The sequence below is a fragment of the Vibrio sp. R12-SW3-ISO1 genome, assembly GCF_059834005.1.
Map to the genome: position 1 here is coordinate 1 of NZ_JCBDGK010000043.1, position 23784 is coordinate 23784.

At 48.7% G+C, this 23784-nt stretch carries 20 protein-coding genes, 2 tRNA genes and 2 rRNA genes; 19 read left to right on the forward strand and 5 right to left on the reverse strand.

What is annotated here, in order from left to right; translation table 11 throughout:
• The 4 genes from AC6R0R_RS12730 to AC6R0R_RS12745 all read left to right on the forward strand — a co-directional run.
• Positions 1 to 2124: ribosomal RNA gene (locus AC6R0R_RS12730) — 23S ribosomal RNA — on the forward strand; the annotation flags it as partial.
• Between the two features lie 167 nt (positions 2125 to 2291).
• Positions 2292 to 2407, forward strand: a 5S ribosomal RNA gene (rrf, locus tag AC6R0R_RS12735).
• 56 nt (positions 2408 to 2463) lie between these two features.
• A tRNA-Asp gene (locus tag AC6R0R_RS12740) sits at positions 2464 to 2540 on the forward strand.
• Between the two features lie 155 nt (positions 2541 to 2695).
• A tRNA-Trp gene (locus AC6R0R_RS12745) sits at positions 2696 to 2772 on the forward strand.
• Positions 2773 to 3110: 338 nt separating this feature from the next.
• Here the strand turns inward: AC6R0R_RS12745 and suhB are convergent.
• On the reverse strand, positions 3111 to 3914 hold the full coding sequence (gene suhB / locus AC6R0R_RS12750) for an inositol-1-monophosphatase (protein ID WP_500626970.1): 804 nt from the start codon (positions 3912 to 3914) through the stop codon (positions 3111 to 3113).
• Positions 3915 to 4089: 175 nt separating this feature from the next.
• On the opposite strand from suhB, the gene trmJ reads away from it, so the two are divergent.
• The 13 genes from trmJ (at position 4090) to AC6R0R_RS12815 (ending at position 16089) form a co-directional block, all read left to right on the forward strand.
• Entirely contained in the window at positions 4090 to 4815 is a 726-nt protein-coding gene (gene trmJ / locus AC6R0R_RS12755) for a tRNA (cytosine(32)/uridine(32)-2'-O)-methyltransferase TrmJ (protein ID WP_500626971.1), read from the forward strand.
• 115 nt (positions 4816 to 4930) lie between these two features.
• Positions 4931 to 5437, forward strand: coding sequence for a Fe-S cluster assembly transcriptional regulator IscR (gene iscR, locus AC6R0R_RS12760; protein WP_334551450.1), 507 nt, complete (start codon positions 4931 to 4933; stop codon positions 5435 to 5437).
• A 29-nt stretch (positions 5438 to 5466) separates the two neighbouring features.
• Positions 5467 to 6681, forward strand: coding sequence for an IscS subfamily cysteine desulfurase (locus tag AC6R0R_RS12765; protein WP_500626972.1), 1215 nt, complete (start codon positions 5467 to 5469; stop codon positions 6679 to 6681).
• Between the two features lie 48 nt (positions 6682 to 6729).
• Positions 6730 to 7113, forward strand: a complete 384-nt coding sequence (iscU, locus tag AC6R0R_RS12770) for a Fe-S cluster assembly scaffold IscU (RefSeq protein ID WP_138970401.1) — start codon at positions 6730 to 6732, stop codon at positions 7111 to 7113.
• Between the two features lie 59 nt (positions 7114 to 7172).
• Complete coding sequence (iscA, locus tag AC6R0R_RS12775) at positions 7173 to 7496, forward strand: iron-sulfur cluster assembly protein IscA (RefSeq protein ID WP_334551446.1); 324 nt, start codon at positions 7173 to 7175, stop codon at positions 7494 to 7496.
• A 57-nt stretch (positions 7497 to 7553) separates the two neighbouring features.
• Entirely contained in the window at positions 7554 to 8069 is a 516-nt protein-coding gene (hscB, locus tag AC6R0R_RS12780; RefSeq protein WP_334551445.1) for a co-chaperone HscB, read from the forward strand.
• Positions 8070 to 8088: 19 nt separating this feature from the next.
• Positions 8089 to 9942, forward strand: coding sequence for a Fe-S protein assembly chaperone HscA (hscA, locus tag AC6R0R_RS12785; RefSeq protein ID WP_500626973.1), 1854 nt, complete (start codon positions 8089 to 8091; stop codon positions 9940 to 9942).
• Positions 9943 to 9954: 12 nt separating this feature from the next.
• Positions 9955 to 10293, forward strand: coding sequence for an ISC system 2Fe-2S type ferredoxin (fdx, locus tag AC6R0R_RS12790; protein ID WP_334551442.1), 339 nt, complete (start codon positions 9955 to 9957; stop codon positions 10291 to 10293).
• A 39-nt stretch (positions 10294 to 10332) separates the two neighbouring features.
• Positions 10333 to 10527 (forward strand): Fe-S cluster assembly protein IscX, encoded by a 195-nt coding sequence (gene iscX, locus AC6R0R_RS12795; RefSeq protein WP_334551440.1) that lies wholly within the window; start codon positions 10333 to 10335, stop codon positions 10525 to 10527.
• A gap of 166 nt (positions 10528 to 10693) precedes the next feature.
• Positions 10694 to 11992: an aminopeptidase PepB gene (gene pepB / locus AC6R0R_RS12800; RefSeq protein ID WP_500626974.1), complete on the forward strand. Its 1299-nt coding sequence runs from the start codon at positions 10694 to 10696 to the stop codon at positions 11990 to 11992.
• A gap of 86 nt (positions 11993 to 12078) precedes the next feature.
• Positions 12079 to 12504 carry a nucleoside-diphosphate kinase gene (ndk, locus tag AC6R0R_RS12805; protein ID WP_334551437.1) on the forward strand — a complete coding sequence of 142 codons (426 nt, stop codon included), beginning with the start codon at positions 12079 to 12081 and terminating at the stop codon, positions 12502 to 12504.
• A gap of 225 nt (positions 12505 to 12729) precedes the next feature.
• Complete coding sequence (fusA, locus tag AC6R0R_RS12810) at positions 12730 to 14817, forward strand: elongation factor G (protein ID WP_500626975.1); 2088 nt, start codon at positions 12730 to 12732, stop codon at positions 14815 to 14817.
• A 237-nt stretch (positions 14818 to 15054) separates the two neighbouring features.
• A complete protein-coding gene (locus AC6R0R_RS12815; RefSeq protein ID WP_500626976.1) occupies positions 15055 to 16089 on the forward strand; it encodes a polyamine ABC transporter substrate-binding protein in 1035 nt (344 codons plus the stop codon).
• Between the two features lie 60 nt (positions 16090 to 16149).
• On the opposite strand, the gene AC6R0R_RS12820 is transcribed toward AC6R0R_RS12815, so the two are convergent.
• The 4 genes from AC6R0R_RS12820 to AC6R0R_RS12835 form a co-directional block, all read right to left on the reverse strand.
• Positions 16150 to 17055, reverse strand: coding sequence for a LysR substrate-binding domain-containing protein (locus AC6R0R_RS12820; protein ID WP_500626977.1), 906 nt, complete (start codon positions 17053 to 17055; stop codon positions 16150 to 16152).
• A gap of 100 nt (positions 17056 to 17155) precedes the next feature.
• On the reverse strand, positions 17156 to 18841 hold the full coding sequence (locus AC6R0R_RS12825) for an AMP-binding protein (RefSeq protein ID WP_334551431.1): 1686 nt from the start codon (positions 18839 to 18841) through the stop codon (positions 17156 to 17158).
• Positions 18842 to 19080: 239 nt separating this feature from the next.
• Positions 19081 to 20229, reverse strand: coding sequence for a chromate efflux transporter (gene chrA / locus AC6R0R_RS12830; protein ID WP_500626978.1), 1149 nt, complete (start codon positions 20227 to 20229; stop codon positions 19081 to 19083).
• Between the two features lie 232 nt (positions 20230 to 20461).
• The gene (locus tag AC6R0R_RS12835; protein WP_500626979.1) at positions 20462 to 21544 is read right to left on the reverse strand and encodes an ABC transporter ATP-binding protein; all 1083 of its coding nucleotides are present in this window, start codon (positions 21542 to 21544) and stop codon (positions 20462 to 20464) included.
• A gap of 344 nt (positions 21545 to 21888) precedes the next feature.
• Here AC6R0R_RS12835 and AC6R0R_RS12840 point away from each other — a divergent pair, with 344 nt between their 5' ends.
• Together AC6R0R_RS12840 and AC6R0R_RS12845 are read left to right on the forward strand one after the other, a co-directional pair.
• Entirely contained in the window at positions 21889 to 22809 is a 921-nt protein-coding gene (locus AC6R0R_RS12840; protein WP_487901735.1) for a carbohydrate ABC transporter permease, read from the forward strand.
• The gene (locus AC6R0R_RS12845) at positions 22809 to 23660 is read left to right on the forward strand and encodes a carbohydrate ABC transporter permease (RefSeq protein WP_500626980.1); all 852 of its coding nucleotides are present in this window, start codon (positions 22809 to 22811) and stop codon (positions 23658 to 23660) included. Before AC6R0R_RS12840 ends, AC6R0R_RS12845 begins: the two co-directional genes overlap by 1 nt.
• Positions 23661 to 23784 lie beyond the last annotated feature (124 nt).

Consider the following 23784-nt stretch of genomic DNA (forward strand, 5'->3'; position numbering starts at 1 on the left):
GTGAAAGGCCAATCAAACCTGGAGATAGCTGGTTCTCCCCGAAAGCTATTTAGGTAGCGCCTCGGACGAATACTACTGGGGGTAGAGCACTGTTAAGGCTAGGGGGTCATCCCGACTTACCAACCCTTTGCAAACTCCGAATACCAGTAAGTACTATCCGGGAGACACACGGCGGGTGCTAACGTCCGTCGTGGAGAGGGAAACAACCCAGACCGCCAGCTAAGGTCCCAAATTATAGCTAAGTGGGAAACGATGTGGGAAGGCTTAGACAGCTAGGATGTTGGCTTAGAAGCAGCCATCATTTAAAGAAAGCGTAATAGCTCACTAGTCGAGTCGGCCTGCGCGGAAGATGTAACGGGGCTAAGCTATAAACCGAAGCTGCGGCAATAACTTTTAGTTATTGGGTAGGGGAGCGTTCTGTAAGCCGTTGAAGGTGTGTTGTAAAGCATGCTGGAGGTATCAGAAGTGCGAATGCTGACATGAGTAACGATAAAGGGGGTGAAAAACCTCCTCGCCGGAAGACCAAGGGTTCCTGTCCAACGTTAATCGGGGCAGGGTAAGTCGACCCCTAAGGCGAGGCCGAAAGGCGTAGTCGATGGGAAACGGGTTAATATTCCCGTACTTCAACTTATTGCGATGGGGGGACGGAGAAGGCTAGGTGGGCCTGGCGACGGTTGTCCAGGTTCAAGTGCGTAGGCTTGAGAGTTAGGTAAATCCGGCTCTCTTTAAGGCTGAGACACGACGTCGAGCGCCCAAGGGCGTGAAGTCATTGATGCCATGCTTCCAGGAAAAGCCTCTAAGCTTCAGATAAGTTGGAATCGTACCCCAAACCGACACAGGTGGTCGGGTAGAGAATACCAAGGCGCTTGAGAGAACTCGGGTGAAGGAACTAGGCAAAATGGTACCGTAACTTCGGGAGAAGGTACGCTCTTGACGGTGAAGTCCCTCGCGGATGGAGCTATTGAGAGTCGCAGATACCAGGTGGCTGCAACTGTTTATTAAAAACACAGCACTGTGCAAAATCGTAAGATGACGTATACGGTGTGACGCCTGCCCGGTGCCGGAAGGTTAATTGATGGGGTTAGACTTCGGTCGAAGCTCTTGATCGAAGCCCCGGTAAACGGCGGCCGTAACTATAACGGTCCTAAGGTAGCGAAATTCCTTGTCGGGTAAGTTCCGACCTGCACGAATGGCGTAATGATGGCCACGCTGTCTCCACCCGAGACTCAGTGAAATTGAAATCGCTGTGAAGATGCAGTGTACCCGCGGCTAGACGGAAAGACCCCGTGAACCTTTACTACAGCTTGGCACTGAACATTGAGCCTACATGTGTAGGATAGGTGGGAGGCTTTGAAGCAGGTACGCCAGTATCTGTGGAGCCGACCTTGAAATACCACCCTTGTATGTTTGATGTTCTAACTTAGCCCCGTTATCCGGGGTGAGGACAGTGCCTGGTGGGTAGTTTGACTGGGGCGGTCTCCTCCCAAAGAGTAACGGAGGAGCACGAAGGTGGGCTAATCACGGTTGGACATCGTGAGGTTAGTGCAATGGCATAAGCCCGCTTGACTGCGAGAATGACAATTCGAGCAGGTGCGAAAGCAGGTCATAGTGATCCGGTGGTTCTGAATGGAAGGGCCATCGCTCAACGGATAAAAGGTACTCCGGGGATAACAGGCTGATACCGCCCAAGAGTTCATATCGACGGCGGTGTTTGGCACCTCGATGTCGGCTCATCACATCCTGGGGCTGAAGTCGGTCCCAAGGGTATGGCTGTTCGCCATTTAAAGTGGTACGCGAGCTGGGTTTAGAACGTCGTGAGACAGTTCGGTCCCTATCTGCCGTGGGCGTTGGAAGATTGAAGGGGGCTGCTCCTAGTACGAGAGGACCGGAGTGGACGAACCTCTGGTGTTCGGGTTGTGTCGCCAGACGCATTGCCCGGTAGCTAAGTTCGGAATCGATAACCGCTGAAAGCATCTAAGCGGGAAGCGAGCCCTGAGATGAGTCTTCCCTGATACTTTAAGTATCCTTAAGGGTTGTTCGAGACTAGAACGTTGATAGGCAGGGTGTGTAAGCGCTGTGAGGCGTTGAGCTAACCTGTACTAATTGCCCGTGAGGCTTAACCATACAACACCCAAAGGGTTTTGATGGACTCAATGAAAGAACATTGAATGTGTAAAAGAGACGAGTGCCTAGTTCCTAGTAGCTAGAAATAATAAACACAGCTTTCCGAATTATTAAGTTCTAGGAACTAGGGTCTAGGCACTAGAAACTAGGAACTTAAACAAAATTTGCTTGGCGACCATAGCGATTTGGACCCACCTGATTCCATGCCGAACTCAGAAGTGAAACGAATTAGCGCCGATGGTAGTGTGGGGCTTCCCCATGTGAGAGTAGGACATCGCCAGGCTTTGAACATTATCTGTTTAAAGCACGATTGAGATAAGACTTTAAATAGACCACTGCGGAGTGGTAGTTCAGTTGGTTAGAATACCGGCCTGTCACGCCGGGGGTCGCGGGTTCGAGTCCCGTCCACTCCGCCACTTATTTGAAACCTCGTTTATCGAGGTTTTTTTGAATACTAATTTTTAGGGGTGTAGCTCTCAATTAATAGAGCCGCGGATTCCCCAAAAGTCCTCGAGAAGGCGCGTGTTGGGAGTTCGAATCTCTCTTTCACGGATAATTTGAACCTATTTTTAGGGGTGTAGCTCCAATTGGCAGAGCAGCGGATTCCAAATCCGCGTGTTGGGAGTTCGAATCTCTCCACCCCTGCCATATCTAAGGCTCTAGTCGAAAGACTAGAGCCTTTTTACTTTTTGATATTGAAGTCTTCAATTGTCAGAGCCGCGGATTCCGTCGTAATCTAAATCGTCACGTATAGGGTGTTCGAATCTCTAGAGCACCAGCCCCGTCTCTCTAGTATCTCTATTAGGAACTCTCGTTTTCGAACTTTTTGACTAACCAACACGTCACGAAATATCGATAACTAGCGATCGGAAAGCCAAGCTTGCTAAAAGCGATATTGCCTTTAACCTGCATGCCGATGGGGATACCTATCGTTAGATACAAAAAAGCCCACTCGGGAGTGGGCTAGAAATAGGGTGAAGCTTCGGTTACTTCAGGATAGCTTCGTTACCATTTTCACGGATGTGCTTAAGCATACCTTTCACGCCACGTGCGCTTGATGCCACAACGTTGCCTGACTTCATGTACTCCGTGCCGCCTGCAAAGTCTGTCACGATTGCACCAGCTTCACGAGCAATCAGTTCACCTGCAGCGATGTCCCAAGGTTTCAGTCCTAGCTCGAAGTAACCGTCTACGCGGCCGGCAGCCATGTAGCATAGGTCCAACGCAGCTGAGCCAGTGCGACGGAAGTCTGAACAGTCAACAAAGAGCGCTGAAAGAATTTTTAGGTAAGATTCAGAGTGCTGTTTCTGCTTGAATGGAAAACCCGTTGCAAGCACAGTGCCTTGTAGATCTTTTAGCTGTTTCACACGGATGCGCGCATTGTTGAGCTGTGCACCTGCGCCACGTTGCGCTGTAAACAGTTCATTAAGCATAGGATCGTAAACACACGCTACTTCCGTTTTACCTTTAAAACGAACAGCGATAGAAACGCAGAAATGAGGCAAACCTTTCACAAAGTTTGTGGTGCCATCCAGTGGGTCGATGATCCATTGTACGTCTTTATCTTTACCTTCAATAACCCCATTTTCTTCTGCAACAATGCAGTGCTCTGGGTATGAAGCCTTGATGGTATCGATAATGATAGCTTCTGCTTCTTTGTCGACGTTAGTGACAAAGTCGTTCGTGCCTTTCTGAGTTGATTCGATCTTCTCAGCATTTTCTAAAGATTTAGCAATATGGTTGCCAGCTTTTCGTGCAGCACGAATAGCGATATTAAGCATTGGATGCATACTAATTTCCCAACGGATGTTAAAGAACAGAAAAACGGGCGGGAGTATATCAGATTGCTCGATAAATGGAAGTGGTTATTTTTTGAACTCTTAACTTTTATGCTCTTAAGGGTCTGACCATTTTACTCAGGTATATGTTAATATCTCGCAGCGGTTTTTATCTTGGTACGGTTTGATGTTAAATAACGTTAAGGTTGTCTTAGTTGGCACCTCACATTCGGGCAATATTGGTTCTGCAGCGCGTGCGATGAAAGTCATGGGCTTATCCAACATGGTGTTGGTCGATCCTCAATGTGAAGTTGATGAACAAGCGATTGCGTTGGCGTCGGGGGCATCGGACATTGCGTTGAACGCCGAAGTGGTCAGCACCTTAGAAGAGGCAGTAAAAGAGTGTGTGCTCGTGGTGGGTTCGAGTGCCCGCTCCAGAACCCTTGAATGGCCGATGTTGACACCAAGAGAGTGCGGCAAAAAATTTGTCGCTGAAGGGCAGCAGGCACCTGTAGCCCTTGTCTTTGGGCGAGAACGAACTGGTCTAACTAACGAGGAGTTGCAAACGTGTCACTATCACGTGTGCATACCTGCTAACCCGGAGTACAGCTCTCTCAACCTCGCTATGGCAGTGCAAACCCTCAGCTACGAAGTCCGAGTGGCTTATCTCGATGCCGAGCAAGCGCAATATGCCCCATCTGAGGTGGAATACCCCAAGCATAAAGAGTTGGAAATGTTCTTTGAGCACCTTGAAAAAGTCGCGACCGAGACCCAGTTTATAAATCAGCAGCAGCCCGGTAAAGTGATGAACAAGGTTCGCCGGTTGTTCAATCGAGCGAGGCCAGAGGCCCAAGAGCTCAATATTTTACGCGGTATGTTGAGCGCTATCGAGAAGCAGCTTTCCAAAGGGTAAAGCCACAATAAGCTTAGGGATGAATACCTGAGTAAATTAGTCAATTAAATACTTGACCATTTTGGTCAAGTATGAAAAACTTCCTACCACATAAACGATGTGGATATGGTGTTATATGAGACTTACATCTAAAGGAAGATACGCAGTGACAGCCATGTTAGATGTGGCTCTGCACTCACAACAAAATCCAGTGCCGCTTGCGGACATTTCTGAGCGTCAAGGCATCTCCTTGTCTTACTTAGAGCAACTGTTTTCTAAGCTACGTAAAGCTGGCCTAGTGGCGAGTGTACGTGGCCCTGGTGGTGGTTACCGTCTTGGTGCAGAAGCGAATACTATTGCTATTGGTACTGTTATCGCAGCGGTCGATGAGTCGGTCGATGCGACGAAATGCAATGGTAAAGGTGACTGCCAAGGTGGTACTCGCTGCCTAACTCATACGCTATGGCGTGACTTGAGTTCTCGAATTAGTGATTTCCTCAACAACATCACACTCGGTGAGTTGATGAATGACAATGAAGTATTAGAAATTTCAGACCGTCAAGATATCGATCTTGCTGTCAATCATGGGTTTACCAACAAAAATACAAGCACCGCACCCATCGGTGTCAACGTCCGCTCTTAAGCGGTCTGCCTGTTACATTGGAGTAGAGAATGAAACTGCCGATTTATTTAGATTATTCAGCGACTTGCCCAGTTGATCCACGTGTTGCTGAAAAAATGGTTCAGTACATGACAATGGACGGTACGTTTGGCAACCCTGCATCACGTTCACACCGTTACGGTTGGCAGGCTGAAGAGGCGGTAGACACAGCCCGTGAAAACATTGCAGATTTGCTCAATGCCGATCCTCGTGAAATCGTCTTTACGTCAGGCGCGACTGAATCTGACAACCTCGCTATCAAAGGTGCTGCACATTTCTATGAGAAGAAAGGTAAACATATCATTACCTGCAAAACCGAGCATAAAGCAGTTCTTGATCCTTGCCGTCAATTAGAGCGTGAAGGCTTTGAGGTGACATACCTAGAGCCAGAATCAAACGGCATCATCGATATGAAGAAGCTTGAAGCGGCGATGCGTGACGACACGGTTCTTGTATCTATCATGCATGTGAACAACGAAATCGGTGTGATTCAAGATATCGCCTCTATTGGTGAGTTGTGTCGTGAGCGCAAGATTGTTTTCCACGTCGATGCAGCGCAGTCTGCGGGCAAAGTGCCTATGGATGTTCAAGAGATGAAAGTTGATCTGATTTCTCTTTCAGCGCACAAAGCGTACGGTCCTAAAGGCATTGGCGCCTTGTACGTCCGTCGTAAGCCTCGTATTCGTCTAGAAGCGCAAATGCACGGTGGTGGTCATGAACGCGGATTCCGTTCTGGCACACTGGCAACACATCAGATTGTCGGTATGGGCGAAGCCTTCCGTATCGCAAAGGAAGAGATGCAGAAAGATCACGACCATGCTTTGGCATTGCGTGAGCGTCTACTCAATGGTGTGAAAGACTTAGAAGCCGTGACCATCAATGGTGACTTAGAGCAACGTGTACCACAAAACCTAAACATCAGCTTCGCGTTTGTAGAAGGTGAATCTTTGCTTATGTCGCTGAAAGATCTTGCGGTGTCTTCAGGCAGTGCGTGTACCTCTGCTAGCCTAGAGCCATCTTATGTACTGCGCGCTCTCGGTTTAGATGATGAACTGGCACACAGCTCAATTCGCTTCTCATTTGGTCGTTTCACCACTGAAGAAGAAATTGATTACGCAATTGAACAAATTCGCGTAGCGGTAAACAAGCTACGTGACATGTCTCCTCTATGGGATATGTACAAGGAAGGGGTCGACCTAAGCACTGTTGAGTGGGCGCACCACTAATAGATAGGTTTCCCCAGGGAATGAGATAGAGGATTCGAGGTAAATATCATGGCATACAGCGAAAAAGTAATTGATCACTACGAAAACCCACGTAACGTTGGTTCGTTTGATAAAGAAGATCCATCGGTTGGTAGCGGCATGGTTGGCGCACCAGCGTGTGGTGACGTAATGAAACTGCAAATCAAAGTGACCCCAGAAGGCATTATTGAAGACGCGAAATTTAAGACTTACGGTTGTGGTAGCGCGATTGCGTCTAGCTCTCTCGTCACAGAGTGGGTAAAAGGTAAGAGCATCGATGAAGCCGCGGCGATTAAGAACGCGGAAATTGCTGAGGAGCTCGAGCTTCCACCGGTAAAAGTACACTGCTCTATTTTGGCGGAAGACGCCATTAAAGCAGCCGTTGCTGACTATAAGAAAAAACACCAACAATAAGTTACAATGGGAGGCTCGCTCTCCCATTATCATCGTCAAATAAAAAACTAAGGTGCAGTATGGCCATCACAATGACAGAGACAGCGGCAAGCCGCGTAAGAACCTTCTTAGAAAACCGAGGTAAAGGCATCGGCTTGCGCTTGGGTGTGAAAACGACAGGTTGCTCTGGTATGGCGTATGTGCTCGAGTTTGTCGATGATCTCAATGAAGAAGATGAAGTATTTGAGCATTCTGGTGTCAAAGTGATCATTGACAAGAAAAGCCTCGTTTACCTAGATGGCACCGAACTTGATTATGTTAAGGAAGGGCTCAACGAAGGTTTCGAGTTCAACAACCCGAACGCAAAAGGCGAGTGTGGTTGTGGTGAGAGCTTTAACGTTTAATTGATGATATGGGTAGGGCATGTCCCTACCGATTGACGGCCAAGGACAGAATTCTTAATGAATTACTTTGAATTATTTGGGCTACCAAGTCAGTTTAATCTGGATGGTAGCCTTCTTTCTTCGCAGTTCCGTGAACTCCAGAAGCGTTTTCATCCAGACAACTTTGCCAGTGGTTCTGAGCGTGATCGTTTAATGGCGGTACAGAAAGCTTCTGAGATAAATGACGCTTACCACGTGCTAAAAAATCCCATCAGCCGGGCGGAGTATATTCTGCAACAGCAAGGGGTGGACATCCGCTCGGAGCAGCAGACGATGCAGGATCCGATGTTTCTCATGGAGCAAATGGAGCTGCGTGAAGAGCTAGAAGAAATGAGCCAGAGTGGCGATGTGGAGACGGCGCTGTTTGACTTCGATGCGAAAGTCAGCCGCATGCATCAGCAGCAGTTGGAGAGTATGCAGCAGCAACTGGATGAACAACGCTGGATAGAAGCAGCGGACAGCGTCAGAAAACTCAAATTCATTGCGAAATTAAAACACGAAATTGAGCGAGTCGAAGATAACCTCCTCGGCTAGTGAGTAACAAGGATCCATCATGGCATTACTTCAAATTGCAGAGCCTGGCCAGAGTTCTGCTCCCCATGAGCACAAACTCGCGGCGGGTATTGATTTAGGTACAACCAACTCTCTGGTGGCTTCGGTACAAAGCGGCCAAGCCAAGACATTAAAAGATGAGCAAGGTCGAAGCCTATTGCCTTCGATTGTGAACTACTCGAGTGACAAAATCGAAGTAGGCTATGACGCCGCCGCTCAAGCTGAGTCGGATCCGGAAAACACCATTATTTCCGTTAAACGCTTGATTGGACGCTCTTTATCCGACATCCAAACGCGTTACCCCAACTTACCTTATGAGATGCAAGCCAGTGACAATGGATTGCCAGTACTGCGCACTGCAATGGGGAACAAGAACCCAATTGAAGTTTCGGCAGATATTCTGCGCTCACTTGGTCAACGCGCAGAACAAAGCCTAGGTGGCGAACTGGCTGGCGTTGTCATTACTGTGCCAGCCTACTTTGATGATGCGCAGCGCGCGGGCACAAAAGATGCGGCAAAACTGGCTGGTCTGCATGTGCTACGTTTGCTCAATGAGCCAACCGCTGCCGCGATTGCTTATGGTTTGGACTCCGGGCAAGAAGGCGTGATCGCGGTTTACGATCTTGGTGGCGGCACTTTTGATATCTCAATTCTCCGCCTCTCTAAAGGCGTTTTTGAGGTATTGGCGACAGGCGGTGATTCTGCGTTGGGCGGCGATGATTTCGATCACTTGCTCGCTGATTATCTGATCGACAAAGCCGGGATAACCACGCGCCTTTCCAGTCATGATTACCGCGTAGCCCTTAATGTGGCCACTCGAACCAAAATTGCTTTTTCAGATCAAGAGGCCGTTGATGTCTCGCTGCTCAATTGGCAAGGTACGGTGACGCGCGCAGAATTCGAAACATTGATTCAACCGCTAGTGAAGAAAACACTGCTGTCTTGTCGCCGTGCACTGAAAGATGCGCAGGTTGAAGCCAGTGAAGTGCAAGAAGTCGTGATGGTTGGCGGTTCCACACGAACGTTACTTGTGCGTGAAATGGTCGGTGAGTTCTTTAACCGCACTCCGCTGACCAGCATCAATCCAGATGAAGTGGTGGCGATTGGCGCAGGTATCCAAGCGGATGTGCTGGCAGGCAACAAACCGGACTCTGAAATGTTGCTGCTGGATGTGATTCCATTGTCTCTCGGCATCGAGACAATGGGAGGATTGGTTGAAAAAATCATTCCACGCAATACGACGATTCCTGTTGCTCGTGCGCAAGAATTTACGACTTTCAAAGATGGTCAAACAGCGATGAGTGTGCACATTGTGCAAGGTGAACGTGAGATGGTTGACGATTGTCGCTCATTAGCTCGTTTCTCCCTAAAAGGCATTCCGCCGATGGCCGCTGGTGCAGCGCACGTCCGTGTAACCTACCAAGTCGATGCGGATGGTTTGCTCTCAGTGACTGCGATGGAAAAGAGCACGGGCGTTCAGTCTGAGATTCAAGTGAAACCGTCATACGGTCTCAGTGACGATGAAGTCGCGAACATGCTACGTGACTCCATGACGCACGCCAAAGAAGACATGATGGCTCGCGCATTGGCAGAGCAGCGTGTAGAGGCTGACCGTGTGATTGAAGGCCTACTCGCCGCCATGCAAGCGGATGGCGACGAGCTACTTTCAGAACAAGAGCGCCAACAACTGTTGCACGTTATCGAGCAATTGATAGCGCTACGTAATGGTGATGATGCCGATGCGATTGAGCAAGGTATCAAAGAAACAGACAAAGCGAGCCAAGACTTCGCCTCTCGTCGTATGGACAAATCGATTCGCGCGGCACTGTCTGGTCAGTCCGTGGACGAACTATAAGAGAAACACGTTATGCCTAAGATTATTGTATTGCCTCACGAAGATTTGTGCCCTGAAGGGGCGGTGCTAGACGCTCAATCGGGCGAAACAGTACTGGATGTGGCATTAAAAAACGGAATTGGAATTGAACATGCTTGCGAAAAATCGTGTGCATGCACGACGTGCCACGTTGTGATCCGTGAAGGCTTTGATTCGCTTGAAGAGAGCGATGAGCTGGAAGATGACATGCTAGATAAAGCGTGGGGTTTGGAGCCAGAATCACGTCTGGGCTGTCAAGCGAGAGTTGCGGATGAAGATTTGGTTGTGGAAATTCCAAAGTACACATTGAACCACGCATCAGAAGATCATTAATCACCGTAGCCCATGTGAGTTGAAACAGGAAGGTAAGCAATGAAATGGACAGATTCACGCGATATTGCCATCGAGCTGTGTGACAAATTTCCAGATACGGATCCTAAAACCGTGCGCTTTACGGATCTTCATCAGTGGATTTTAGAGCTCGATGACTTCGATGATGAGCCCAACCGCTCCAATGAAAAAATCCTCGAAGCCGTCATCTTATGCTGGATGGATGAGATGGATTAACGCGGGTTGAGAGAAAACCTTGCAGAGTTAACAAAACTTACTAAAAAAAACGGACCCTATGGTCCGTTTTTTTATCAAGTTGACACTTTAACCCTACAAAATGCTAACATCCGTCAAAGCATAGAATAAGAGCGTAGGCAGCGCTCAGATAAGACAAGGAGAAACCATGTCTACAACGATGTCTGTTTTTTTAAGCCAACAAGCCGCCGCACCACAATGGGGTGAAAAAGCCATCCTTTCATTCGTGGCGAATGGCGCAACGATCCACCTTAGCGACAGTCATGATTTAGGCGCGATTCAGCGTGCTGCGCGCAAGTTAGAAGCGCAAGGTATTCGAGAAGTTTCACTCGAGGGCGAAGGATGGGATCTAGAAAGCATTTGGGCTTTCCATCAAGGCTTCCGTGCCCCGAAGAAAACCAGCCAGCTTTCCTGGGGCGCTCTGTCAGATGCGGATCAAGCTGAGCTCGATGCGCGCATCAAAGCGACGGAGTTCACCCGAGATATCATCAATAAACCCGCTGAAGAGGTGGCGCCACGTCAGCTGGCCACTATGGCGGCAGAGTTCATCAAATCCGTCGCACCAGAAGGGACAGTGACGGCACGTATTGTTAAAGACAAAGACCTTCTCGCTGAAGATTGGCAGGGTATCTATGCCGTCGGTCGTGGCTCAGAGCGCACATCCGCAATGCTGCAATTGGATTACAACCCGACCGGTGATGAGAATGCACCCGTCTTTGCTTGCCTTGTAGGTAAAGGCATCACGTTTGACTCAGGCGGCTACAGTCTAAAACCTTCGAACATGATGACGGCAATGAAGTCAGACATGGGCGGCGCTGGCACGATCACTGGCGGTCTCGCCCTCGCGATCATGCGTGGCTTGAACAAACGTGTGAAGCTTATCCTTTGCTGTGCAGAGAATATGATTTCAGGCCGAGCACTTAAATTGGGTGACATCATTACCTACAAAAATGGTAAAACCGTTGAAATCATGAATACGGACGCTGAAGGCCGTCTGGTATTGGCGGATGGTTTGATTTATGCGAGCGAGCAGCAGCCAGAGCTAATTATTGATTGTGCGACCCTCACTGGTGCAGCCAAACATGCGCTTGGTAATGACTACCATGCACTGTTTAGTTTTGACGATGAGCTAGCGCATCAAGCGCTGACTTCTGCGAAAGCAGAGAAAGAGGGATTGTGGCCGCTACCATTAGCGGACTTCCACCGTGGCATGTTGCCGTCTAACTTTGCCGATCTTTCTAACATCAGCAGTGGCGACTACGCACCAGGTGCGAGTACCGCAGCCGCGTTCTTGTCCTACTTCGTTGCCGATTACAAAAAAGGTTGGTTGCATTTTGACTGTGCGGCCACTTACCGCAAGGGGCCTACGGACAAGTGGGCCGCAGGCGCTACGGGCGTCGGCGTACGAACCTTAGCGCGTGTACTGCAAGAGCAGGCTGGCGAATAGTGACATGGCCGTAAGGCCGTGTTCTATTGTGTTTACACAACACCCTATATTTTCATATAACTATACTAATGACTGAAGGATGACTTATGGCTCTAGAAAGAACCTTTTCCATTATCAAGCCCGATGCGGTAGAGAGAAATCTGATTGGTGAGATCTACCATCGCATTGAAAAAGCGGGGCTTCGTATCATTGCTGCGAAAATGGTCCATTTAACCCAAGAACAGGCCAGTGGTTTTTACGCTGAACACGAAGGGAAGCCTTTTTTTCCTGCATTGAAAGAGTTTATGACTTCAGGCCCGATTATGGTTCAAGTTCTAGAAGGGGAAAATGCGATTGCCCGTTACCGTGAGCTGATGGGAACAACAAACCCTGAAGAAGCCGCTTGCGGCACGATTCGTGCTGACTATGCGCTGAGTATGCGCCACAACTCGGTTCACGGTTCTGACAGTCCTGAGTCGGCAGCGCGCGAGATCGAGTTCTTCTTCCCTCAGTCAGAAATCTGCCCACGTTAATTGTTATTCGGGCAGACAATGATCAATGCTGTTTGCCTTGGCAAGCAGCATTTTTTATCGCGAGATATCGAATCAATCCGGTTGAGATTAGCGAGAAAGACTGAAAATTCCTGCTAAGATTGATGGGAAAAGTTTTTTTGAACACAAGTGCACACGAGGGTATCAGTCTTGACAGATTGTGATATACTCTGCGCGCAATTTATACCTTATAAACAGAGTAAGACAATGGCAGATTTATCAAAGTACAGAAACATTGGTATTTTCGCGCACGTTGATGCGGGTAAAACTACCACCACTGAGCGTATCCTTAAGCTTACTGGTAAAATCCACAAAACTGGTGAAGTACATGACGGTGAGTCTACGACTGACTTCATGGAGCAGGAAGCTGAGCGCGGTATTACTATCCAGTCTGCTGCGGTAACTTGTGAGTGGAATGGCCACCGCCTAAACGTTATCGATACTCCGGGACACGTTGACTTTACAGTTGAAGTATACCGTTCACTAAAAGTTCTTGATGGTGGTATCGGTGTTTTCTGTGGTTCTGGTGGTGTTGAGCCTCAGTCAGAAACGAACTGGCGCTACGCGAACGAATCAGAAGTATCTCGTCTGATCTTCGTAAACAAACTAGACCGTATGGGCGCAGACTTCTTCAACGTTGTTGACCAAGTTAAGAACGTTCTAGCGGCTAACCCACTAGTGATGGTTCTTCCAATCGGCCGTGAAGATGACTTCGTTGGTGTGGTTGATCTGCTATCTCGTAAAGCGTACGTATGGGATGACTCTGGTCTTCCTGAGAACTACGAAATCCTAGACGTTCCAGCTGACATGGTTGATGACGTTGAACAGTACCGTGAAGAGCTAATCGAAACGGCTGTTGAGCAAGACGACGACCTAATGGAAGCGTACATGGAAGGTGAAGAGCCTTCTATCGAAGACATCAAGCGTTGTATCCGTAAAGGTACACGTGACCTAGCATTCTTCCCAACATTCTGTGGTTCTGCATTTAAGAACAAGGGTGTTCAGCTAGTACTAGACGCAGTGGTAGATTACCTACCATCGCCAACAGAAGTGGATCCTCAGCCTCTAACTGATCCAGAAACTGGTGAGCCAACTGGTGAAGTTGCAACAGTATCTGCAGACGAGCCTCTACGTGCCCTAGCATTTAAGATCATGGACGACCGTTTTGGCGCGCTAACCTTCATCCGTATCTACTCAGGTGTGATGAAGAAAGGTGATACGATCCTTAACGCGGCAACAGGTAAAACTGAGCGTATCGGCCGTATGTGTGAAATGCAAGCTGATGACCGTAACGAGATCACTGAAGCGCAAGCGGGTGACATCATCGCTGTTGTTGGTATGAAGAACGTTCAAACAGGTCACACTCTATGTGATCCTAAGCACGAATGTACTCTAGAGCCAATGATCTTCCCTGAGCCAGTAATCTCGATTGCTGTATCACCAAAAGACAAAGGTTCAACTGAGAAAATGGGTATCGCGATCGGTAAAATGGTTGCAGAAGATCCATCTTTCCAAGTTGAGACTGATGAAGACTCAGGCGAAACTATCCTAAAAGGTATGGGTGAACTTCACCTAGACATCAAGGTAGATATCCTTAAGCGTACTTACGGTGTTGAGCTAGAAGTCGGTGCACCGCAGGTAGCTTACCGTGAGACTATCACTCAAGCAGTTGAAGATAGCTACACGCACAAGAAGCAGTCTGGTGGTTCTGGTCAGTTCGGTAAGATTGACTACCGTATCAAACCAGGTGAGCCAAACTCTGGCTTTACGTTCAAGTCAACAGTTGTTGGTGGTAACGTACCTAAAGAATTCTGGCCTGCAGTAGAGAAAGGCTTCGCGAGCATGATGGAAACGGGTGTTCTAGCTGGCTTCCCTACGCTAGACGTAGAAGTTGAGCTATTCGACGGTGGCTTCCACGCAGTTGACTCATCAGCAATCGCTTACGAAATTGCAGCGAAAGGTGCATTCCGTCAGTCTATGCCTAAAGCAGGTGCTCAGCTTCTAGAGCCTATCATGCACGTTGACGTATTCTCACCAGATGACAACGTAGGTGATGTAATCGGTGACCTCAACCGTCGTCGTGGCATGATCAAAGATCAACAAGCTGGTGCAACAGGTGTTCGTATTAAAGCTGACGTTCCTCTATCTGAGATGTTCGGCTACATCGGTCACCTACGTACTATCACTTCTGGTCGTGGTCAGTTCTCTATGGAGTTTGCTCACTACGCACCATGTCCAGCAAACGTTGCTGAGCAAGTTATCGCTGAAGTGAAAGAGCGCAACGCTAAGAAGTAATTCTTAACCACGTATCACATATGTGATGAGTACAAACCTTCGATGCGAAAGCATCGGAGGTTTTTTTATGCCTGTTTTTGACCACGTTTTCTCTTTAGACCAGCAGTTATCGGCGCTCGCTAAGCGATAACAAATATTGTTCATAACGATTAATTAATTTCCCTTTCAATTGATTAACAATTAAATAATTATGCACCCGAATCCCAGCGCGTTGCTGGACAGGTTGGATCGCATACCATGAAAGTGTTTTCTAAAGTAGTGGGTCTGAGCGCATTGTTACTCAGCCTTTCTTCTCACGCAGATAATAAAGTTTTGAACGTTTACGCTTGGGGTGGCTACTTGCCAGAAGCGTCATTAAAAGCGTTCGAGAAACAAGAAGGCGTAACGATTAACTATTCAACATTTGAAAATAATGAATCAATGTACACCAAGTTAAAACTGGTGAAAGGCTCGGGTTACGATGTCGTATTCGCTTCGGCCTACTTTATCGAGAAAATGGGACGTGAAGGACTACTGGCTGAGATAGATCATGCGCAAGTCCCTAATATGGGCGACGCGATGGAAGGGTTATTGGGCCAAGCTCATGATCCTGACAACCGTTACTCTTTGCCTTACATTTGGGGTGTGACGGGCATCAGCTACAATGAATCCCTTGTCGACGAGCCTGTCACCAAATGGGCGCAGCTTTGGGATGCGAAATACGCACAACAGGTGATGCTGATCGACGATATTCGTGACGTATTTGGTATGGCGCTGAAATTGAACGGTCATAGCATCAACACGAAGAACGAAGACGAGATCAAGCAGGCCTACGAATCGTTAGTAGCCTTGAGAGATAACGTCCTACTCTATAACTCAGATGCACCACAAATGCCTTACGTTTCCGGTGAAGCCTCTGTGGGTATGCAGTGGAATGGTAATGCCTACCAAGGCCAAGTCGAAATGCCAGAGCTGAAGTTTGTGATGCCAGAAGAGGGCGCGGTATTGTGGATGGATAACTTTACTATTCCATCAGGCAGCCAAAACAAAGCATTGGCACACAAGTTCATTAACTTTATGTACCAAGCTGAGCAGCAAGCTGAGATCGTCAATAGCCTAGGCTATGCGTCCGCAACGAACGCAGGCCGCGCATTGCTGGCTGATGAACTTAAGAATAACACGACGATTTTCCCAGCGGTGGAAGACATCAAGAAAGGGGAGTTCATTAACGATGTTGGTGCTGAGACCTTAGCTGTGTATGAGAAGTACTGGCAACGTCTAAGAACCCAATAATCGGGTCGGGTCTAAGCTTAAACGTAACACGCCCCTAGCGAGGTATCGCTGGGGGCGATGTCATTCACAAGGGGCAATTTCATTACTCAGCCAGTGGGCGAAAGCTTGAATACGATCGCGCCTTGTCGATTCACGATCATAGAAGAGATTAAATTGAATACCCGGGGTCATGCCGATATCGAAGGGCTTCATGAGTAGTCCACGTTCGACGTAATCAGCCGCGAGTGAGTCAGAGACTAAGCAGGCGCCATGCCCGGCCATGACGGCGTTCATCGCGTGATCGAAGGTACTGACATCCATCCAACGAACCGACTCTTTTTCCATCTCTATACCGGCTTTAGCAAACCAACTTTTCCAAGGGTAACCGCCAGACTCATAGTGAATTAACCAACTGGCGAGCAGCTGCTCGGGTTGAGTCAGGTTAATGGACTTGGCTAAGTGAGGGGAGCAAAAAGGATAGATGATCTCTTCAAACAGGAACTCTTTGTGAAGTTTCGATGGGCACTCTTCACCCAGCGTCTCACCTTGCCAAATAACCACATCCGCTTCACCTTGTTTTAAGTTTGGCGCGTCACAGCTAGTGATGATCCGAATGGGGATGTTGGGATGCTGGCTTGAGAACTTCCATAGACGTGGCAATAACCAACGAGAGGCAAATGAAGGCGTAGAGCTGACACAGAGCAACCCTTCGACCGGTTCAGCTTGAATCTGATTGAGCCCTGAAATGATCTGTTCGAACCCTTGAGAGACATGCTTATACAGCACCTTGCCTTGCTCAGTGAGGCGCATTTCTCGACCATCACGCACGAACAGTTTGCATCCTAAGCCATCTTCAAGTTGACGTATTTTCTGGCTCACCGCCGCCTGACTGACGAACAGCGCTTCAGCCGCTCGACTGTAGCTGTTGTGCCTCGCCGCGACTTCGAAATACCGTAACCCCGGAAGATGATGCAGCCTTGCATCCATAGACGATCCTTTTCAATCACATTTTGCTCGTCACTATACATGACGAAAAAAAGGAGAACCACGTTCTCCTTAACTTCTCGATAAGATAGAGCGACTAGCGTTACTCTTCCCAGACAACGAGTTGACCTTTCGGCCAGTTGTGGCCCATGTCGTGGTACTTCTGCTCCAGTACATGGCGTTTGATCTTGAGTGTGGGCGTTAGAATGCCATTTTCGATGCTCCACGGTTCTTTGATCATCAGTACCCCTTTGATTTGCTCATGCGATTCGAGCTCTTGGTTCATCCGCGCAATCACTTTTTTGGTGGTGCGTTCATAGCGAGCACGGTCAAAGTTAGGAAAGTCATGCGGGACGACGAGCAAAATCGGGGCGGGCAGACCGAGGCCAATTAAACACATCATTTCAACGCGGCTGTATTCGAACAGTTTCTTCTCAATTGGCACTGGAGCGACAAATTTACCTTTGGCGGTTTTGAAAGTGTCTTTTTTGCGTCCTTGAATGGTCAAGTAGCCTTCAGCATCGATAGCGCCGATGTCGCCAGTATGTAGCCAACCTTCGCTGTCGAATGACTCCTGACTGGCAATGTCATTTTTGTAGTAGCCAGAGAACATCCCTTTACTGCGTACCATGATTTCATCATCGTCGGCAATTTTGAGTTCGATTCCGGGGCCAGCATTGCCGACACTGCCAATCTTATCAGCGCGGAACGGGTAGTTGAGTGTGCTGTAGGCAAAGGACTCAGTCATCCCCCAAGCCTCAGTAATATTGAGGCCGACACTGTGATACCAATCGAGCAAAGCGGGTGACACCGGCGCAGAGCCACAGCCGAGCACGCGCGCTTGATCTAAGCCCAGGCCATCGGCGAGCTTTTTCTTGATAAGGGAATTAACGAACGGAATCTTGAGCAGAATATTGAGCTTCTTCTGTGGCAATTTATCTTGGATACGTTGTTGGAACAGAGTCCAGAGTCTGGGAACAGAGATAAACAGAGTCGGGCGCTGCATTTTGACATCTTCGATAAAGGTATCAAGTGACTCTGGGAAGGCCGTTTGGACGCCACCCATGATGGAGGACCCAAAGATGTACACACGCTCGGTAATGTGCGCCAAAGGGAGGTAGGAGAATAGGCGATCGTTCTCTTCAATGCCGATATGATTGATCAACTGCTGCGCAGACCAGCTGAATGCGCCATAAGTCAACATTGCCCCTTTCGGTAGACCCGATGTGCCTGAGGTATACACCAGCGACATTAACTTATCATCGCAGTGCTCGGCGCGAAAATCCGTTGGAGCATGCTGCGCCATTAAGTCGTTGAACTGATGTTGGCACTTTGGCGCAGTGTCATAGGGCAGCGCGATAGTAATCAAGTCTGCTTGTCCATCAATCACTTCCTGAGTGGCGCCAGCATCATCGAGTTTGCCGCCAATCAGAGCTTTACTTTCACTATGGGTCACACAGTATTCAATCGTGTCGGCACCGGCGGTCGGGAAGATGGGCACGCTGACAAAATCGCCCAACATCATCGCCAAGTCACAAATGAACCACTCGGCGCAGTTTTTCGATACCAGTGCGACTTTGTCACGTGGTTTAAGACCTAGCGCTTGCAGTGCTGAGACTAATCTGAGCGCTTTGTCTGCAACCTCGGCGTAAGTGTATTCGACAAACTGGCGGTTGATGATCTGTTTTAGATAGACCTGATTCGGGCGTTCCTCTGCCCATTTCAAAATCATCTCGTTCGGTGGGGGGAGAGCACAGGACGGTTTGCGTAACTCGTTAGGCTGAATCATTCTCTAACTCCGTGTTATTGGCAAATGGGTACATTATTTTTATTGTTAACAGCTTGTTAACTTTAGCATGTAAATGAAAAGTGAGTGAAGCGAATCCTAGGGGGCAAACTGGTAAGATGTGATGAAACAGAGGATTTCAAGGTGAAGCGAACGGTGTAGATGTGAGCCGTCTGACATTGTGTTGTATATAGCGATACATTTGCGAGCGCTTTGCACGCTCGCAAACCCTGTGAGAACGACTAGAGGGTAAGGGGGCCGACCACCGCGCCTAACAGCATAAAGAGCACCACCATCCATACAATCGGTAGTTTGTATTGTTTCATCAAGTAAATACCGAGCACGACGAGCGCCAGATCCATCGACGATAAAACCGCGCTACTAAACACAGGTTGATACAAGGCCGCCAACAATAATCCCACCACGGCGGCATTCACGCCTTGCAACGCGCCTGATACGGCGGGCCTTTGCGCCAACGATTGCCAGTTTTTCAGTACGCCTAAGAGCAGCAGAAACCCGGGTAAGAAGACCGCGAGGGTGGCCAGTAGAGCCCCAAAAATCGGCGCGTTCGGCAGTAAGGCGTAGCCGATGTAAGTGGCAAACGTGAACATCGGACCCGGGACGGCTTGTGCGGCGGCGTACCCGGTGAGGAAGAGATCTTGTGACAGCCTATCACCGACCAACTCTTGCAGCAGTGGCAGAACCACATGACCGCCACCAAAAACCAAACTACCCGCTTGGAAAAAATCATTAAACAGCTGCAATGCATCAGAACGTGCTGCGACTAAGGGTAAACCCATGAACAGCACAGCAAAAAGTGCGAGAGGCCATAGGCTTGGAGTAAAGGCACTCGGCGGCGTTGACGTTTCGCGGCCTAAGAACTTTACGCCAATCGCAGCGGCCAGCAACAAAACCATTACTTGGGTGACAATGCTCGGCATAACGAGCAGTGCGATCGCAGTCGCCACGCAGAGGCTGACGCTTAGGCGAGTTTGGCAGAAGTTCTTGTACATCCCTAAGGTGGCATCGGCGACCACAACCACTGCCAGTAACTTCAGTCCGTGGACGATATGTTGAAACAACGTGGCATCGGTGACTTGGCTGCTGACCAATGCGAGCGCCAACATGATCACGATAGAGGGGGTGGTAAAGCCGATAAAGGCGGCAAGGGCACCAAGCAATCCGCCTTTTTTGTAGCCTAACGCGAAGCCGACTTGGCTTGAACCTGGGCCGGGTAGAAACTGACTGAGCGCGACGATTTGCGCGTATTCCTCATCACTGAGCCATCGGCGTTTTTCTACAAAGGTATGACGAAAATAACCGATATGGGCGGCAGGGCCACCAAAGCTAATCCAGCCTAGCCAAAAGAAGGTTTTGAAAATCGCTAGCATTGCTCAACGCGTCCTTAGTGTGATTGAAAAACAAGGCATTATAGAGAGAGGAAGGTTGGCCTCGTCAGTAAGGGCGTCATGGTCTCAATGGAATGTGTCACTTTTATGACAAAGATTGGCACAGAAAAGCTCAGTAACAAATTGGGCGAGTGAATACGAGTGATAAAGAGAGGGGATAACAAACAGGGCCAGCCAAAGGGCTGACCTGTTCAACGTGAGGAGTTAAAACGCCTTACTCTATGCGAATGCCTTGGTCATCGAAGAGGTGACAGTCGCTCTGTTTGCAGCTCAGCGCCATAGTTTGGAACTTGGTGACCTCTTGATCGCCGGGTAGGTGCACTTTGAACCCATCAACGCCACAAGATTGACCAAACATGTAGGTGCTGTTGCCTAACCGTTCGACCACTTCACTTTGGAACTCAATCTGGACTGGGTTGTCATGGTTGATCTCTAAATGTTCAGGACGAATACCGAGAGTGACTTTATCGCCAGCGTGGAGTGCGCGTTGCACCGCGGGCAGATGGAATACCTTGCCGTCTTGACTCACCAAGGTCAGGCCAGAGCTATTGGCTTGCTCGACTTGGGTTGGAATGAAGTTCATTTTCGGTGAGCCGATGAAGCCAGCAACAAATTCGTTTTGCGGTTTGTGGTAGAGCTCTAGCGGCGAGCCCACCTGCTCAACACGACCATCGCGCAGGACGACGATTTTATCGGCGAGCGTCATGGCTTCGACTTGATCGTGCGTTACGTAGATCATGGTGTTCTGCAGATCTTGATGCAGCTTGGCGATTTGCAGACGCATGTCGACGCGCAGTTCTGCATCGAGGTTGGAGAGGGGCTCATCAAAAAGGAACACTTTGGGGTTACGTACAATGGCGCGGCCAATAGCGACACGCTGACGCTGACCGCCAGAGAGCTCTTTTGGTTTACGCTGCAACAAGTGATCAAGCTGTAGCGTTTTCGCCGCGCCGTTCACTTGCTTGTCGATGTACTCTTTAGGGTGACCGTTCATTTTCAGGCCAAAGCCCATATTCTCTTCAACAGTCATATGAGGGTAGAGGGCGTAAGATTGGAATACCATCGCCACGCCTCGCTCGGCAGGATCAACGTCATTGACGATGTGGTTGTCGATACTGATTTCGCCTTCGGTGATCTCTTCTAAACCAGCCACAAGACGAAGCAGGGTCGATTTACCACAACCGGATGGTCCAACAAAAACCACAAACTCTCCATTGTCGATCTCAAGATCCACACCATGGATGGTTTGAACGTCACCGAAACGCTTGATGACTTTCTTTAAGCTGATGTCAGCCATAAATACTCCTTGCCCATATGGCTTAAAAATTTCGTTTTATGAGCGAATGTGCTCGTTTAACGTGAGTTGTTTTTTGTTTCTGTCTAAAACATACGCTTTTCCGCGATTTTTGTTAGTTGCTCAATGGCAATAGTTGATCCTTGTCATGGTTTTTGGAGGAAAATAGGTGAATTTTGTGGAAACGTTTACAAAATCAATTTCTCTCCCTATATAAAATAAAGTGGATGGCTAATATGTATTCGTAGATGCGATAAAACTTCATCTTTTGGTTTCTTTTTGTCTACTTTATATAAGTGAAACTTTAACGAACAGAAACGACGAGATGTGACAAGGAGTCACACAAAATGGAGCAATCTGTGAAAACGATATACCCAGAAAATCGTCTCCCCTCAGCCAGACGTAAATCTCGGGTGAGTGCCAAGCTCTCCCCTTGGCTGTTTTTAGCGCCTGCGATGGCGATTTTTGCCGTTTATGTTATCTATCCGATTCTAGACAGTATTTGGCTCAGTTTCTTTGAATGGGATGGGCTAGGTGAAAAAACATGGGTCGGCCTAGACAACTATCGTGAGTTGTTTGATTCCGATGCGTTTTACACCTCATTGAAAAACAACTTCCTTTGGCTAGTGTTCTTTATGCTCGCCCCGCCGATTGGTTTAGCGATCGCGCTCTTTCTTAACCAACAGGTGAGAGGGATTCGTGTTGTTAAATCGCTGTTCTTCTTCCCCTTTGTTATTTCGCAAGTGGTCGTCGGTTTGGTGTTTGCTTGGTTCTATGACCCGTCGTTTGGCTTGTTCAATATTGTGTTGGGTGGTCTCGGTTTCGAGCCGGTTTCTATTTTGGCCAACGAAGATTACGTCACTTACGGCATCATTGCCGCCGGTCTGTGGCCGCAGATTTCTTACTGCATGATTTTGTACCTCACGGGTTTGAACAACTTGGATCCAGAGCAGCTTGAAGCGGCGCGTCTTGATGGTGCGAAAAAGTGGCGCATGTTGTGGTACGTGGTGTTACCGCAGCTTCGCCCTGCGACCTTCATTGCGATTGTGGTGACCGTGATTGGTGCGCTGCGCTCATTTGACTTGGTTGCCACCATGACAGCCGGTGGCCCTTGGGGCAGCTCGACGGTATTGGCTTACCAGATGTATGAAGAGTCCATTTTTAACTACCGAATGGGTTATGGCGCGGCAGTTTCCGTTGTGTTGTTCCTCATCATGGATGTGTACATCGCGTACTTCTTATGGCGTATGTTGAGGAGTGAAAAATAATGTACCCACAACCAATTCAAAAATCTGGCCGTTTTGTCAATATCAGCTATCGCGTCGCGTTGCCACTGTCGATCGTGATGTGGTTACTGCCATTGATTGCGGTGATGATGACCTCAATTCGCTCGATAGAAGACATCAACACTGGTAATTACTGGGGCTGGCCAAGCGAAATCCAGTTTCTCGAAAACTACACTCAAGTCTTTACCTCAACCGCAATGGGTCAATACCTGATCAACAGTTTGATGATCACTTTGCCTGCGGTTGCTGGGGCGGTGGCGCTGTCGACATTAGCGGGCTTTGCCTTAGCGAAGTACAACTTCAAGGCAAACATCTGGATCTTCGCGATGTTCATCGCGGGTAACTTTGTACCCTTCCAGATCCTGATGATCCCAGTGCGCGATTTGACCATCAGCTTGGGTCTCTACGACACCCATTGGGCGCTCATTTTCTTCCATATCGCGTTTCAAGCCGGATTTTGTACCTTGTTTATGCGCAATTTCATCGTCGGTATTCCGGATGCCTTGATTGAAGCGGCGCGCGTGGAAGGGGTCACCGAATGGAAGATCTTCTGGCACGTAGTATTGCCCTTGGTTCGCCCAGCATTAGCGGCGTTGGCGGTGCTGGTTTTCACCTTCATCTGGAACGACTTCTTCTGGGCATTGGTCTTAGTGCAAAGTGATGAAGTCCGTCCGGTTACTGCGGGGCTTAGCTCACTGCAAGGTCAGTGGCTAGCGTCTTGGCAGCTGATGTCGGCAGGCGCGATCGTTGCGGCGATTCCACCTGTGGTGCTGTTTTTTACCATGCAGCGTCATTTCATCGCCGGCTTAACCCTAGGTGCGACCAAAGGATAATAGGATTAACAAATTGCTGGTGGGCGAAACCCCCATTTGGCTCACCAGCAGGTCTATGCAGTAACAGACTCTACACAGCAACAAAACAATAAATTGGACCAAGAGCCTTAGGCTCAATAACAAG

Bases quoted from the DNA above. Each gene is read 5' to 3' on its own strand.
- AC6R0R_RS12825 (WP_334551431.1), bottom strand. From the start codon at position 18,841: ATGATTCAGCCTAACGAGTTACGCAAACCGTCCTGTGCTCTCCCCCCA.
- iscU (WP_138970401.1), top strand. From the start codon at position 6,730: ATGGCATACAGCGAAAAAGTAATTGATCACTACGAAAACCCACGTAAC.
- hscA (WP_500626973.1), top strand. From the start codon at position 8,089: ATGGCATTACTTCAAATTGCAGAGCCTGGCCAGAGTTCTGCTCCCCAT.
- AC6R0R_RS12820 (WP_500626977.1), bottom strand. From the start codon at position 17,055: ATGGATGCAAGGCTGCATCATCTTCCGGGGTTACGGTATTTCGAAGTC.
- suhB (WP_500626970.1), bottom strand. From the start codon at position 3,914: ATGCATCCAATGCTTAATATCGCTATTCGTGCTGCACGAAAAGCTGGC.
- ndk (WP_334551437.1), top strand. From the start codon at position 12,079: ATGGCTCTAGAAAGAACCTTTTCCATTATCAAGCCCGATGCGGTAGAG.
- pepB (WP_500626974.1), top strand. From the start codon at position 10,694: ATGTCTACAACGATGTCTGTTTTTTTAAGCCAACAAGCCGCCGCACCA.
- AC6R0R_RS12845 (WP_500626980.1), top strand. From the start codon at position 22,809: ATGTACCCACAACCAATTCAAAAATCTGGCCGTTTTGTCAATATCAGC.
- AC6R0R_RS12815 (WP_500626976.1), top strand. From the start codon at position 15,055: ATGAAAGTGTTTTCTAAAGTAGTGGGTCTGAGCGCATTGTTACTCAGC.
- iscA (WP_334551446.1), top strand. From the start codon at position 7,173: ATGGCCATCACAATGACAGAGACAGCGGCAAGCCGCGTAAGAACCTTC.
- AC6R0R_RS12765 (WP_500626972.1), top strand. From the start codon at position 5,467: ATGAAACTGCCGATTTATTTAGATTATTCAGCGACTTGCCCAGTTGAT.
- iscX (WP_334551440.1), top strand. From the start codon at position 10,333: ATGAAATGGACAGATTCACGCGATATTGCCATCGAGCTGTGTGACAAA.
- fdx (WP_334551442.1), top strand. From the start codon at position 9,955: ATGCCTAAGATTATTGTATTGCCTCACGAAGATTTGTGCCCTGAAGGG.
- trmJ (WP_500626971.1), top strand. From the start codon at position 4,090: ATGTTAAATAACGTTAAGGTTGTCTTAGTTGGCACCTCACATTCGGGC.
- fusA (WP_500626975.1), top strand. From the start codon at position 12,730: ATGGCAGATTTATCAAAGTACAGAAACATTGGTATTTTCGCGCACGTT.
- AC6R0R_RS12840 (WP_487901735.1), top strand. From the start codon at position 21,889: ATGGAGCAATCTGTGAAAACGATATACCCAGAAAATCGTCTCCCCTCA.
- hscB (WP_334551445.1), top strand. From the start codon at position 7,554: ATGAATTACTTTGAATTATTTGGGCTACCAAGTCAGTTTAATCTGGAT.
- AC6R0R_RS12835 (WP_500626979.1), bottom strand. From the start codon at position 21,544: ATGGCTGACATCAGCTTAAAGAAAGTCATCAAGCGTTTCGGTGACGTT.
- chrA (WP_500626978.1), bottom strand. From the start codon at position 20,229: ATGCTAGCGATTTTCAAAACCTTCTTTTGGCTAGGCTGGATTAGCTTT.
- iscR (WP_334551450.1), top strand. From the start codon at position 4,931: ATGAGACTTACATCTAAAGGAAGATACGCAGTGACAGCCATGTTAGAT.